The organism is Marinomonas phaeophyticola, assembly GCF_026966905.1.
In the GTDB taxonomy this organism is placed as follows: Bacteria; Pseudomonadota; Gammaproteobacteria; order Pseudomonadales; family Marinomonadaceae; genus Marinomonas; species Marinomonas phaeophyticola.
Genome location: NZ_JAPUBN010000024.1, coordinates 139,279 through 151,605, shown reverse-complemented (window position 1 = coordinate 151,605; position 12,327 = coordinate 139,279). Strand labels below are relative to the sequence as shown.

Annotated in this window: 12 protein-coding genes; 4 read left to right on the top strand and 8 right to left on the bottom strand. The window is 39.8% G+C overall.

The features are described from left to right. From O1D97_RS18980 to O1D97_RS18950, 7 genes are all read right to left on the bottom strand, one after another. A complete protein-coding gene (locus tag O1D97_RS18980) occupies nt 1-1,776 on the bottom strand; it encodes a GGDEF domain-containing protein (protein WP_269127780.1) in 1,776 nt (591 codons plus the stop codon). Nucleotides 1,777-1,957: 181 nt separating this feature from the next. Further along, nucleotides 1,958-2,992 carry an LPP20 family lipoprotein gene (locus O1D97_RS18975; protein ID WP_269127778.1) on the bottom strand — a complete coding sequence of 345 codons (1,035 nt, stop codon included), beginning with the start codon at nt 2,990-2,992 and terminating at the stop codon, nt 1,958-1,960. Nucleotide 2,993: 1 nt separating this feature from the next. Continuing rightward, complete coding sequence (locus O1D97_RS18970) at nt 2,994-3,593, bottom strand: penicillin-binding protein activator LpoB (protein ID WP_269127777.1); 600 nt, start codon at nt 3,591-3,593, stop codon at nt 2,994-2,996. Nucleotides 3,594-3,644: 51 nt separating this feature from the next. Continuing rightward, the gene (locus O1D97_RS18965) at nt 3,645-5,333 is read right to left on the bottom strand and encodes a COG3014 family protein (protein WP_269127776.1); all 1,689 of its coding nucleotides are present in this window, start codon (nt 5,331-5,333) and stop codon (nt 3,645-3,647) included. A gap of 251 nt (nt 5,334-5,584) precedes the next feature. Further along, the gene (gene secB / locus O1D97_RS18960; RefSeq protein WP_269127775.1) at nt 5,585-6,064 is read right to left on the bottom strand and encodes a protein-export chaperone SecB; all 480 of its coding nucleotides are present in this window, start codon (nt 6,062-6,064) and stop codon (nt 5,585-5,587) included. A gap of 34 nt (nt 6,065-6,098) precedes the next feature. Beyond that, complete coding sequence (gene grxC, locus O1D97_RS18955) at nt 6,099-6,353, bottom strand: glutaredoxin 3 (RefSeq protein WP_269127774.1); 255 nt, start codon at nt 6,351-6,353, stop codon at nt 6,099-6,101. 12 nt (nt 6,354-6,365) lie between these two features. After that, nucleotides 6,366-6,782: a rhodanese-like domain-containing protein gene (locus tag O1D97_RS18950; RefSeq protein WP_269127773.1), complete on the bottom strand. Its 417-nt coding sequence runs from the start codon at nt 6,780-6,782 to the stop codon at nt 6,366-6,368. Between the two features lie 139 nt (nt 6,783-6,921). On the opposite strand from O1D97_RS18950, the gene O1D97_RS18945 reads away from it, so the two are divergent. Further along, a complete protein-coding gene (locus O1D97_RS18945) occupies nt 6,922-7,572 on the top strand; it encodes a hypothetical protein (protein ID WP_269127772.1) in 651 nt (216 codons plus the stop codon). A gap of 4 nt (nt 7,573-7,576) precedes the next feature. Here O1D97_RS18945 and O1D97_RS18940 read toward each other — a convergent pair whose 3' ends face one another. After that, nucleotides 7,577-8,377 (bottom strand): DUF1338 domain-containing protein, encoded by an 801-nt coding sequence (locus tag O1D97_RS18940; RefSeq protein WP_269127771.1) that lies wholly within the window; start codon nt 8,375-8,377, stop codon nt 7,577-7,579. A 227-nt stretch (nt 8,378-8,604) separates the two neighbouring features. Between O1D97_RS18940 and O1D97_RS18935 the strand changes: the two genes are divergently transcribed. The 3 genes from O1D97_RS18935 (at nt 8,605) to O1D97_RS18925 (ending at nt 12,303) form a co-directional block, all read left to right on the top strand. Beyond that, complete coding sequence (locus tag O1D97_RS18935) at nt 8,605-9,492, top strand: LysR substrate-binding domain-containing protein (RefSeq protein ID WP_269127769.1); 888 nt, start codon at nt 8,605-8,607, stop codon at nt 9,490-9,492. Nucleotides 9,493-9,596: 104 nt separating this feature from the next. Continuing rightward, nucleotides 9,597-11,126: a 2,3-bisphosphoglycerate-independent phosphoglycerate mutase gene (gene gpmI, locus O1D97_RS18930; RefSeq protein WP_269127768.1), complete on the top strand. Its 1,530-nt coding sequence runs from the start codon at nt 9,597-9,599 to the stop codon at nt 11,124-11,126. Nucleotides 11,127-11,133: 7 nt separating this feature from the next. Further along, nucleotides 11,134-12,303 (top strand): murein hydrolase activator EnvC family protein, encoded by a 1,170-nt coding sequence (locus tag O1D97_RS18925; protein ID WP_269127767.1) that lies wholly within the window; start codon nt 11,134-11,136, stop codon nt 12,301-12,303. The last annotated feature ends 24 nt before the right edge of the window (nt 12,304-12,327 follow it).

Genomic DNA, 12,327 nt, shown 5'->3' with positions numbered 1-12,327 from the left:
TTATATCGCTTGTGTCAAGTCATCGACATGAAATACTTCTTTTGTCATCGCTAAGAATAATGTGTTTTGACTGGTTTTTTTCGCCTCTTTTTTTGCGTTGGCGGCCAACTCCGCTACTTCTAGATGGTTATTACAACCCTGTATTATGGGATTGATTACACCGACGGAAAGACTTAAGAAATGATAAAATGTCGGTATATCTTGTCGGTTTTTACTCCAAATTCCTCCTGCGTGCTTTGAGCTTTTGTCGTAAAATGCTCTTACCGAATAGGCAAACTCATTTAAAATAGCCATGCATGTCTTGGCGTAATCTAGACTTTCAAAAATAACCACAAAGTCATCTCCACCAATATGGCCGATAAAATCATTGCTGCCTCTAATGTGTTTTTTTATTAGATTGCCGACAACCTTGATGGCTTCATCTCCTGTTGCATAACCAAAGTAATCATTGAATGGCTTAAAATCATTCAAGTCAAAATAGGCGACTTGAAAGTGGGTTTGATCCGTTAACCTTTGAGTAATTTCTTGAGTGATAAGTACATTTCCAGGAAGGAAAGTTAGAGGGTTTGAATAGGTCGCATTTTGTATCTTTAATTCCGTAATTTGCTTTAATAAGTCTCTAACATTTGCCATACCTATAAATTCATTGTTGTCCACTACAATAATGTCATTGTTCATGGTATTAGCGTCTTGGGCGGTGATTTTTTGCGACACATTGGACAACTTGATGTAGCTCTCGACAATCAAAACATCACTACTTAATAGTTGGATTGTTTGCTTGTTCTCATATAAAGCGCGTCCATATGGAGTGGAAAAAAGTTCATGTAACTGATCTCGTTTAATTATTCCAAGCGGTCGTTTATCTTTTAATACTGGAATGGCCATGAGGTTTGGATGACTTTTAAAAAGTTTGCCAGCTTCTTTTAGTAAGTCGCAGTCCTTCAAGAAGGGAACTGGGTTGGCTAATGATTTAATGGTTTCTTTATGATCAAGTTTTGCTTTCCGTTGAAGAAAATTGTCTTTCAATTCACTATTAAAAAAAGTGAGAGGTGTTTTGGTTGGACGCCCTAGTAAATACCCTTGACCAATCGTAACTCCCAGTTTTAGTAATTGATTCAGTTCTTTCTTGGTTTCAATTCCTTCAGCTATTATTTGGCAATCGAGCCGATTCCCAATAGCAACAATCGACCGAACAAATTCTTGTTTTACCTTATTGTTATGAATATCTCGAATAAAGTATTGATCAATCTTAACTATTTCAGGTTGAAGATCTGACCACAGTTTTAATCCCGAATAACCCACGCCTAAATCGTCTATGGCAACCTGAAATCCCATCTTCCTATAATGTTCGACCGATTCTAAGGTAACGCCTTCATTATCATAAGGATGTTGTTCTGAAAGCTCTATTACTATGTCTGTTTGTGACATATTTCTGTCTTGTAGGAATGCTAAGGTCATACCGCTCTGGTGTTCTGAGGAGCGTAATAGTGACGCACTAACGTTCAGGAATAATTTTCCAGGTAAGCTAAGTTCAGAAAAAGTTTGGATAGATTTTCGACGGCAAAGCAGTTCAAGTTCATGCAGTTTATCTAGTTCTATCGCCTTAGTAAAAAGTGTACTAGGGTAAAAAAATTGGCTGTCTTCTGGGCCTCTTGTTAATGCTTCATGCCCATATAAATTGCCATTGGTTAAATCGAAAATAGGTTGAAATACTGGAGTGATATTTTGTTGTTCTATAATCAGACCAAACTCTGCATTATCTTTTAATGTCTCCATATATTTATGTGCTACACCATCAAGGTTAAAAAATATTAGCAATGATGGTAATGCCATAATATGACATTTATATGACAGTAGAGGCTTGCATAATCAATAAAGCGATCTTAATAACGGAAATTATTGCAGAGCGGCTATGCAACTATCTACACCACCGCAAAATATTTAAAATGGCTTTCTACTACTGTGTATTAGTTAACCAAAGAAAAATGCTGTCAGCTAAACTATTGGCCAATTGTTGATTCGCTATGATTACGGCTTGCTCCTTGCTACTGGATATTCCTCTGGCGGAAGCTGACCATGAAGCTAGGGGCGTTTGATCGTATTTTCTCAAACTCGCACTCGTGGTCACAAACGCGTAATGTCGTTGTTGCTGCGTTTTATATTCATAATGGGGCGTAAGAAATAATGAAAGATGGTTGTCAGCATAATTAACTATGGTTGGCGTAAGTCCTTTTTTGCTTAGCGCACTGCTCACCGCTAAACTTAATTCATTGTTGAATCCTTTTTCATCGATAGCAATGCGCAAGGCTCGAATGAGCTGTGCGGTTTTTGCTTGTACTTTAAAGGCATAAGGAGGCAGTTCTACCGTTCGCCCTCTAGAATATAAGCTTAAAGTGTCATTTAATTTACGCCTCTCAGTTAAGAGTGACAAGGCTGGTAATAAAGTATCCCACTGATCCGTTAATGCCTGCTCGTATTCCATTGCGTCATCAATATCTTGGATGTCGTTGTCAATTTTAGAAATAGTACGTTTCAACTGACTAATTATATGTTGCCTATCTAGTTTTTGTAGAACATAGGCATATTTCGTGTGTAAAAAGCGTTGCTCTGTTTCTGTAGATTCTAGTGTGATAGGGCTCGTTTCAACGCGGATCAATTGTGACAAAGTTTGCATGACTTGTTCTTGTTGAGTGTCTAGGCGATTGACTTGGGTGTGTTGAGCGTTTATACCCTGTACGGTCACTCTTAATTGATTAGCAATGTCTAACTTAGCTTGTTTAATAGCGAGGTCAAAGGTAGAAGCCATATCGTCAGTGATTAATGCACTTCCAACACCATATATATAAATGTCATCTATTGGCGGTTGCGCTACCCAACTAGGGAGTGGCGGCTCAAGATTCTTCTGCGGAGATGAGCAGGCGACAATAAGGACAGTGAATGACAATAAAACGGTTTTAATAAACGGCTGTGTAGCTACCTTTAACCAATTCATATTAGAAAAAACCTTTGTCAGCTAACTTTTTTATTTTCTTTTGGCCATTCCAAACTTCTTTATTGGTTGTCATGTTGACTAATTTTAAGTCCACTTGATAGAAGCTAACTCTTTGGTCTCCGTTTGAGTCAACAATCGAATTGATCGTACCAGATAAGGAGAAGCCTGCCCCCTGTTCAAGACCGAATTTCGCATTGGTGCCTGCCGCTGAGTTTAATTCTTGATCTTCCCTTTCTGTTCGAATGTCTTCTCTTTCTGCGCCAGAAACGACAAAATCAACATTGCCATTGCGCAATAAGCTACGTTTAATGTCGTTTATAAAAGTATCAACAGGAATGTGGTCATGACTTTTGTTGCGTATGGTTTGAATAATAACAGTGGGGTTTCCCGATTGTTTGAATTGGAAATCTCTGAACCAAGGGAAGGTGAGCATATCCCCCATCATTTCTTCTGCAACCAGCTTTGAGTCTATATCGTTCCACTTATCAGAAAGCGCCACTTCTTTATCGAGGTCAATGCGTTTTACACTGCCAGAGCTGCAGGCGATGACTAGAAAGCTAAGACAGGCAATTAAGACCAATTTATATTGTTTGATATTCATTTTAAGTCCTCATTAAATAAATCATATTTAGAGCATAGACGGATAAGTGTTTTAATTCGGATTGCGGATATTCCAAACTTTCATCGTATTATCAAGTTTAACCTGATTTAAAGAAAAATGTTGTTGATTAACCGAATAGTGAAAATTGTAAAGACCGCTACTTACTGGCTGACGCATCAATCTAACTTGAGCGGGTAAAGTGAGCCAATTTCTTGTTTCAGCGGCTGATGACGCGAAGACAGCAACCTTGCCGAGTAAATCAAAAAGTTGACGGGTTCCTTCATCTTTAATCGATGATTTGATTTGGTAGGCGATCCATGAACGCAGCATTTCTCTTAATAACCCTTCATATATGTCTCTCTGTGATTGGTTTAGCTGATCTTGTAATGCGATATCGGCCAGAGATGACATTCGAATACTCGTTTTTATTAATGCCGTACTCGTTTCAGTGGTGTTATCTTCGTGACGAGTAATCTGATCTATTGATAGTTTTGTTTCATTTGAGTCTAGGGTAAACCGGTTATAATAGGGAATGGTGACTCTTAATGGTGAAGAAAATAGAGCTTCATCGAAATGCAATCTAGAGAGCTCTCTCCACGCTTTTGATCCTAATATAATGCGCTTAGTGAAAAAACCACCTATGGCCGCACTGGCTTTGCCTGCCTTATAATTCGCTATCATACTTAAAGGGTTGATATCGGCGTATACCATAGTGAACCAATTTAATGCGTCGTTTTGTTGGGACGTATGCCCGCCATAGAAAGGTTCCAGTATTAAGGAGTAGCTGTTTGGATCACCATATAAGAGCACGCTCATTTCTTGTTTTTCAGGTAAAAAGCCTTGATGTTCTAACAGTACGATCTCACTGTCTTGTTGAGCGTAATCTAAGAGTATTTGCTGCGCCTCTTTAGACAACTTACTCTCAATTAATTGAGGGTATTCAGATGACCAGCCTCCCGATCGTTGCATCATCCTAATGGTATCTAACCAAGCTCTTTCAGCGGTAATGTTTGATAAACCATACTGTGTTGCATAGCCTTCTTCATACAAGGTTGCCGCCGCTTGATAGGCAATTCGAGCATTATCATATTCATTGGCTTTTTCGTATAAAAGACCTTCTAAATACCGTGCCCAAGCATCATCACGATAGGCGTATTTATCTTTATCTAATTGGCCGGTATATAGGCTTGAGAATAGGTTGAGGGATTTTTCTATAAACGATTTATTCTCATTTTTGATATCGGCATAGCTGGGTGTTTGCAAATTAATTTCATTAAGCTTTAAATCAATGCGTCGACTTTCTACTAAGGCAGCATCTATTAATTGAGTACGTTCGTTTTGATTATCGGCGTCGTCAGCTAATGCTAAATAGTTGAGAGATTTAAAGTAGCTAATATAAACTCGTTCAATACTGTCTCCTCGGTAAAGCCCTTGCCTTGGGTTAGAGAGTAGAGCCCATGACCTATCAACAAATCCTTGCTTGAAAAAAGTATCGCTTAGTTTCTCTGCTTCTTCTAATAGTTGATTACTACGCTGATGGCTTCCTTGGTATTGAGCTAACGCTCCACGTTCTAACAAGTTGAGTAACTTGTCTTCAGGTGATTCTAATGCGCCTGCTATTATCTCTTCAGCCTCTTCCCAGCGGCCTTCTTGGGCAAAAGCAAGCCCTTTGTCTATGCTTTGAGAGTAAGTGGAGCAACCTTGAATAAGAAGTGCGATAAAAAGAATCAGTACCGGCACATTAGAATCCTTTATTTAAGAATTCATTGATAAACAGAGCCGCTAACAGTCCTGCGCAGCCTAGATACAATAATAGCCAGCGAATTCGTAAGCAATTTGGACAAGGCTTTCTCTTTTTGGCCATTACGGTTAATCCTTCACAGGTGTATTCAAGGTATTTTAACCTGGTGGGTAAGTACTAATAATAAAAAAGAGGCTCGAGAGCCTCTTTTTACTTTATCATTAGGGTTAGCCTAAGTGCCACAAAAAACTTATTGCTCAGTTGCTTGAGCTTGTTGATTTTGTAGGCTTTCTAGATAAAGTGCATCGAAGTTAATTGGTGCTAACATTAACGCAGGGAAGCTACCTTTAACACACAATGCATCAATGTTTTCACGAGCGTAAGGGAAAATTGTTCCAGGGCAGAATGCACCAAGTGCATGATGAAGCTGTCTTTCATCTAGACCTGAAATATTAAACAAACCACCTTGTTGAACCTGTATTAAAAATGCAGTTTCAGATGCATTTTTTACAGTGACAGTGATTTCTAATACGACTTCATATAGCGCATCGCCAACTTGGCGGCTTTTTGTATTTAACTCTAGACCAATCTCTGGCTTCCATTCTTCTTGAAATACCATTGGTGAACGAGGGGACTCAAAAGAAATATCTTTCAAAAAAATACGTTGTAAAGCAAGTTGTGGAGCCGCTGCTTCTTCAGTTGCTGCTGTTGCTTCTGTGTTCTCTGCCATGTTGGTTCCTTAGTCTCTAGTGTTATTGTTTAAATTATTTGGCTAGCAATGCGTCTAGCTTACTTGCTCTTTCTAATGCAAATAAGTCGTCACAGCCGCCAACATGAGTGTCGCCTATCCAAATCTGTGGAACGGTGCGCTGTCCACTTTTCGCCATCATTTCTTGACGAAGCTTATTATTACCATCAACTTTAATTTCATTAAATGCTGCGTCTTTCATGCTCAATAGCTGCTTCGCTCGCGAACAATATGGGCAGTAGTCACTTGAATAAATTGTTATATTAGCCATGCGATCCTCAAATTACTTCTTAACAAGTGGCAAACTGGCAGATTGCCACTCAGTTATACCGCCTTGAAGTTTAAAGACTTTAAACCCTGATTTTTGAAGTTCACTTGCGCTTGCTCCAGAAGTTAAACCAGATTTACATACTAAAATGATGGGGGTGTTTTTATGCTTCTCAAGGGTGTCTATTTGATCTTTAATCGTGGACGCTGGGATGTTGATAGAGTTGGTAATGTGTCCAGTGCGGAACTCTGTGGCAGGACGAATATCAATCACAACGGCATCTTCATTATTGATTAATGTTGTTGCCGCGGCGGGTGATAGGGCGGCAGCGTTACCTTTGCTTTCAAACCAAAATACGGCCAGAGCGGTAACCATGAATATGGCTACAAGAGTCCAGTGAGTTGTTGCAAATTCAATTAATTGATTCATCATAACTATCTTAACCTGTAAAAAAACTGATGGCATTATACACGGCTAGGCTTTACCGTACATCCGCTTGAAAAACTATTCTATTTTACTTTTTAATAAGCATCTTTGTAACAATAAATATTCTGTAGATTTGAGGAGATAAATGAAAAAATTTGGCGTGACAGTAATCTGTTTGTTGTCTTTATTAGGTATAGGGTGTGCAGGTAATAGCCTACAGCACCCAAGTCTAGAGTCCCAGACAACCCAAAAAGAAATGACACGCAGCCAATTACAGATTCAACTTGGTCAATTAGCGGATGCTATTTGGTTAAGAACAGGGGAAATTATCTTTGTGGATGCGACTTTACCTCTCACTTCAGGAAATTCCTCTACGCTAGACAAAATCAAAGAAGATCTAGAGTTAAAAATTCAATTGGCTAGGGCAAAGATACTGGCCGTAAATGAGAGAGTTCAGCAGCGTTATCAAGGCACGGTTCCGTCAAAAACTTTAGAACTGGAATTAATCTCGATAACATTAAATGGCGAAATGTGGCTTGCTTTAGATGAGCGTAAGCGTTTGTCTATAGTAAAAGGAGAAGAAAAGACATGGGAGTTAATGAATTCATCGAATCAGTCTATGTCATTGCCGCTAGTCTGGAGCGAGACGGGGGAATTATTTATTGAAGAGCAGGCGGTACTAACAGTGACGGAATGGATTAATGAAAGTGCTTTTATGACCAGCATCCATTGGTTTAATGGTGAAGTAAGGTCGCAAGGCAGAGTAAACTTAACCTTACGACCCTCCTTAAGGTAATGCGTTAGTTCTGATTTGTAGAGTCAAAAATCTTATCGGCATTACCTTCTATAAAGCTATCAAATAAGGTGCCATCGGCTTGCTTATGTCGAATAGCAAATTCATAGAAGCAGCTTGGAATAGTCTGAGTTTCTCCATCAGCGAAAGTAAACTCAATTTTATCGGCCATAGTAGAAGACTGCTCTAAAAAGACTTCAGGCGTTCCTTTTACTAAGCCACCGACTGTATTGAGTGTGTAACCCTTGTCTAATAATAGCTGATTAACTGAAGCAATATCGTCGAACCCTTTCAAGTGATTGATGCTGACGGTGAAGTGATTTGCTTTTAAGCCAATAGTGGATAACCAGGCCGCATATTCGCTTTCTTGAGACAGAGTCTGGTATTCGGCGAGTGTTGGCTTGCTCCATAATGGGCCACCCCAAAATACAGCAGGAGATTGCACCGCATCCGCTGGTATTTGAGCAATAATGCCATCTAAAATTTGTTGCGCAGCCTCTGATAATTCATGGGTTAGCAATTCACTCAAAAAGATTTTTGGTAAGTTTGTGTCTGAATGCTTATAACAGCGAGCCACTAGATGCTTGTTTTCAAAACGAAATGCGCCATAAGCCTTATATCCCAATTGTGTCAAAATGGGCTCTAATTTTTCCAGCGCAATAGGGGAATTGGCGAATGTTCTAAAAGCGACATGATCATTAATGATCTCTTCTCCAGCACCTTGAAATAGTTTTTGGACGCTGTCTGCTTGTGGTGTGATTTCAATGTAGCTCTTCCAAAGAGACTGAAAAAAGTCATTAGCATTCATAAATTTGGTTCCTATGTAGAGTCTGTGTTGTCTATAAAAACAGTATTGTCACACTGTACTAGCTTGTACGTATTGTGACTATTTGATGATGAATACTGTACGGTGGATGGTTTTTTTTCACAAAGGGTAATAATGCATGTTGTCATGCAAAAAAATTGCTCATTATCCCTTGATCATGTAAATAAGTGATTTATGATTGTCATACTTTTTAATCATAGGTTGTCAATATGAGGCGTTACCTTCCTTCCTCCATGTCCTTAAAGTGTTTTGAAGCTTCCGTTAGGCATTTGAGTTTTACTCGTGCTGCACAAGAGTTGCATTTAACTCAAAGTGCCGTGAGTAGACAGATTCGAAACCTAGAGGAGTTTTTGTCTCGAGATCTTTTTATCCGACTGAATAAACGTTTAGTGCTGACGGGGGCAGGGACGGCTTATTATAAAGAAATATTGCCCTTCTTGGATGGAATGGAGAATGCTTGTCTAAAAATGCTCCATAGAGAAGATGAAAAAACGACGTTAACTATAGCATCGTTACCTACCTTTGCATCTCATTGGCTGATTCCTCGATTGGTGCCTTTTCAACAGCAACACCCACAATTTCAGTTGAATATTAAAGCGTTAGGTGAAACAACGGTGGATTTTAACGATGTTGACATCATTCTGCATTATGGTGGTGACCATTGGCCGAGAGCCGTATCGCATCATTTATTAAGTGAAGAGGTGATTGCAGTTTGTTCTCCTTCATTGTTAACAAACACGGTCTCTAATAGTGCTAATATTAAAGACATCATGTCATATCCCCTCTTACATCTCTCATCTAGGATTAATGCTTGGCCGGATTGGATGTCGTATCAAGAGATTGAACACGATGTGTATTCAGGCGCCAGTTTCGACCACTTTCAAATGTTGCTAGAAGCGACTAAGCTGGGAATGGGTGTTGCACTGATTCCTACTATCATGATTCAGAAAGAACTTGCGTCTGGTGCGTTAATTACTGCGTTTGGCGATAGTATGACAACAACCAATGAATATTTTCTCTCTTACCCAGCCGATAAAGCGGATTTAGAGCAAGTCGTCGTGTTTCGAGATTGGATTCTGCAAAACTTTGACGGTTAATTTACATATTTATGAAAGCTATATTGTCCATTTTGTAACAAAATTACAATGCTGTGATAAGATCAAAAAAGTTTTTCAAAAATCACATTACGGGTAGGAATATAATGAGCAAGAAAACCACCGCACTCTTTATTCTAGATGGTTGGGGTTACAGCGAAACATCTAAATCAAATGCTATTGCTGCAGCAAACACACCAAACTGGGATGCACTTTGGTCAACTCGTCCACACAGTTTGATTGAAACATCCGGAATGGCGGTGGGCTTACCAGAAGGCCAGATGGGGAATTCTGAAGTTGGTCATATGAACCTTGGCGCTGGTCGTACGGTGTATCAAAACTTTACACGTATTGGTAAAGCGATAGAAGACGGGAGTTTTAATGAAAATCCAGCTCTGGTAGCCGCTGTCGATAAAGCGGTGGCAGGGAACAAAGCCGTCCATATTTTAGGTTTATTATCTGGCGGTGGGGTTCACAGTCATCATGAACAAATTATCGCGATGTGTGAAATGGCCGCTTCACGTGGAGCAAAATCTATTTATGTCCACGGTTTTTCTGATGGCCGAGATACACCACCACGATCAGCTAATGACCCCATTACCAGTTTAAACAATAAGCTGCAGGCCATTGGAAGCGGTAGAATAGCGACATTAACAGGGCGTTATTATGCAATGGATCGTGATAATCGTTGGGAACGTGTGGAAACGGCCTATGATGCGATTGCATTAGGTCAAGGTCAATTTAGTGCGGCTACAGCGGAAGAGGCCATTTCACAGGCTTATGCGCGTGATGAAAATGATGAATTCGTTAAAGCCACCGTGATTGGGGAACCGGCACCAATGCAGGATGGCGACGTTGTTATTTTTGCTAATTTCCGTCCAGATCGTGCTCGTCAATTAACCCGTGCTTTTACTGAAGATAACTTCGCTGGATTTGTTCGTAAATCGCGTCCTGCACTCGCGGACTTTGTTACCTTTACGGAATTTGCGTCTGATATTGATGCTCATGTTGCTTTTCCACCTGTGGCCTTGAGTAATACTTTGGGTGAAGTACTTTCGAAAACGGGTAAAAAACAATTAAGGATTGCAGAAACAGAAAAGTATGCCCATGTTACCTTCTTCTTTAATGGCGGTGAAGAAGCTGTGTTTGACGGTGAAGAGCGTGAGTTAATCCCTTCACCAAATGTGGCAACATACGATTTGCAGCCTGAAATGAGTGCGCCAGAAGTAACGGATAAATTGGTAGAAGTGATCCTTGCGGGTAAATACGATACCATTATTTGTAATTTTGCCAATGGAGATATGGTTGGCCATAGTGGTGTGTTTGAGGCGGCGGTTAAAGCGGTTGAAGCGGTTGACCTGTGTTTAGGTCGTATTATTAAGGCTCTTGAAGAAACCGGCGGTCAATGTTTGATTACAGCAGACCATGGTAATGTTGAGCAGATGCTAAGCGATGATGGAACTCAACCATTAACATCTCATACCTTAGAACCTGTTCCATTAGTTTTATACTCTGTCGATGCTGGCTGGGGGATAAAAAGTGGTGCGCTTTGTGATATAGCTCCCACACTACTTGATATGATGGGAATGGAAAAACCCATAGAAATGTCTGGTGTTAGCTTGTTAACTCGTTCTTAGGATCGTTATGTTTAATGCTTTTTTTCAACATTACTGTAATAAAGAAAATTTAGCCTTTTGTGTCGCTTTGGTTATGTTGTTGGCCTTGTCTATGACTCCATTGCATGCAGCTGAGCCGACGTCACCTGAAGAAGCCCAACAACAGATTGAGCTTCTTCAAAAAGAAATGAAGAAGCTTCGAGTCTGGCTTGATGACGTAAAATCTCAAAAAAGTAATGTTGAAAAATCTCTTGAAAACCAAGAGAAATCAATTCAAGAGCTCATTGAAAAAATCAATAAAATTCAATTGGATTTGAAAAAAGGGGATCAACAGCTCGGCACGTTACAGCGGCAGCAGCAGGAATTGAAACTAAGTATTCAAAAACAAAATGAACAAATAGCCGCCCAATTAAGGGCGGTTTATCGTTCAGGTGAACAGAAAAGCATTAAGCTTTTACTTAATGGCTCAACACCTGAAGAGTCTATGAGGCTAGTTTATTACAATCGCTATTTCTCGAATGCTAGACAGTCTCTAATTAATGGGTTTTCGACAGAAGTGAATGAATTAGACCTAGTAGAGAGAAGTATTCGTAGTCAGAGAGCTCAATTAGCGAGAAACGAAGTTGAGTTACAAGAAGAGAGAAAAAGACTCGAAAAGGAAGGTGTAAAACGTAAACGCTTATTGGCTCAAATTAATGCCGACTTACAGCAAGGGAATAAAAAATCTGAGCGACTAAAGCAAGATGAAAACCAGTTAAAAGAACTTCTGAAAAAATTAGAAGAAGCGCTAGCGGATATCGACCTACTCGATGCGGATATAAATTTCGCTGAATTGAAGGGGGAATTATTTCCCCCATTAGCAAAAATCCGTGTGATTGCTGAAACTGGAAAAGTGAATTTAGGTGGCGTGAGTCTTCGAGCCTCAGAAGGAGAGGGGGTGAAGGCGGTATACCATGGACGGGTCATTTTTGCTGAATGGCTACGGGGCTTTGGTTTCTTATTAATTTTAGATCATGGCGGCGGCTATATGTCATTGTATGGTTATAATCAAAGTCTTTTAAAAGAAGTAGGTGAGTGGGTCAAAACAAGTGATGTGATTGCAACCGCTGGAAGTTCTGGAGGACGCTCAGACACCAGTCTGTTCTTTGCTATTCGACATAATGGGACGCCATTAAAACCACTTGATTGGATACGTTAGAGTAGAGCCGCTTTTTGATGCGAT

Coding starts and splice junctions, on each gene's coding strand:
- O1D97_RS18935 (WP_269127769.1), top strand. CDS start 8,605: ATGAGGCGTTACCTTCCTTCCTCCATGTCCTTAAAGTGTTTTGAAGCT.
- gpmI (WP_269127768.1), top strand. CDS start 9,597: ATGAGCAAGAAAACCACCGCACTCTTTATTCTAGATGGTTGGGGTTAC.
- O1D97_RS18970 (WP_269127777.1), bottom strand. CDS start 3,593: ATGAATATCAAACAATATAAATTGGTCTTAATTGCCTGTCTTAGCTTT.
- O1D97_RS18950 (WP_269127773.1), bottom strand. CDS start 6,782: ATGATGAATCAATTAATTGAATTTGCAACAACTCACTGGACTCTTGTA.
- O1D97_RS18940 (WP_269127771.1), bottom strand. CDS start 8,377: ATGAATGCTAATGACTTTTTTCAGTCTCTTTGGAAGAGCTACATTGAA.
- O1D97_RS18925 (WP_269127767.1), top strand. CDS start 11,134: ATGTTTAATGCTTTTTTTCAACATTACTGTAATAAAGAAAATTTAGCC.
- grxC (WP_269127774.1), bottom strand. CDS start 6,353: ATGGCTAATATAACAATTTATTCAAGTGACTACTGCCCATATTGTTCG.
- O1D97_RS18975 (WP_269127778.1), bottom strand. CDS start 2,992: ATGAATTGGTTAAAGGTAGCTACACAGCCGTTTATTAAAACCGTTTTA.
- secB (WP_269127775.1), bottom strand. CDS start 6,064: ATGGCAGAGAACACAGAAGCAACAGCAGCAACTGAAGAAGCAGCGGCT.
- O1D97_RS18945 (WP_269127772.1), top strand. CDS start 6,922: ATGAAAAAATTTGGCGTGACAGTAATCTGTTTGTTGTCTTTATTAGGT.
- O1D97_RS18980 (WP_269127780.1), bottom strand. CDS start 1,776: ATGGAGACATTAAAAGATAATGCAGAGTTTGGTCTGATTATAGAACAA.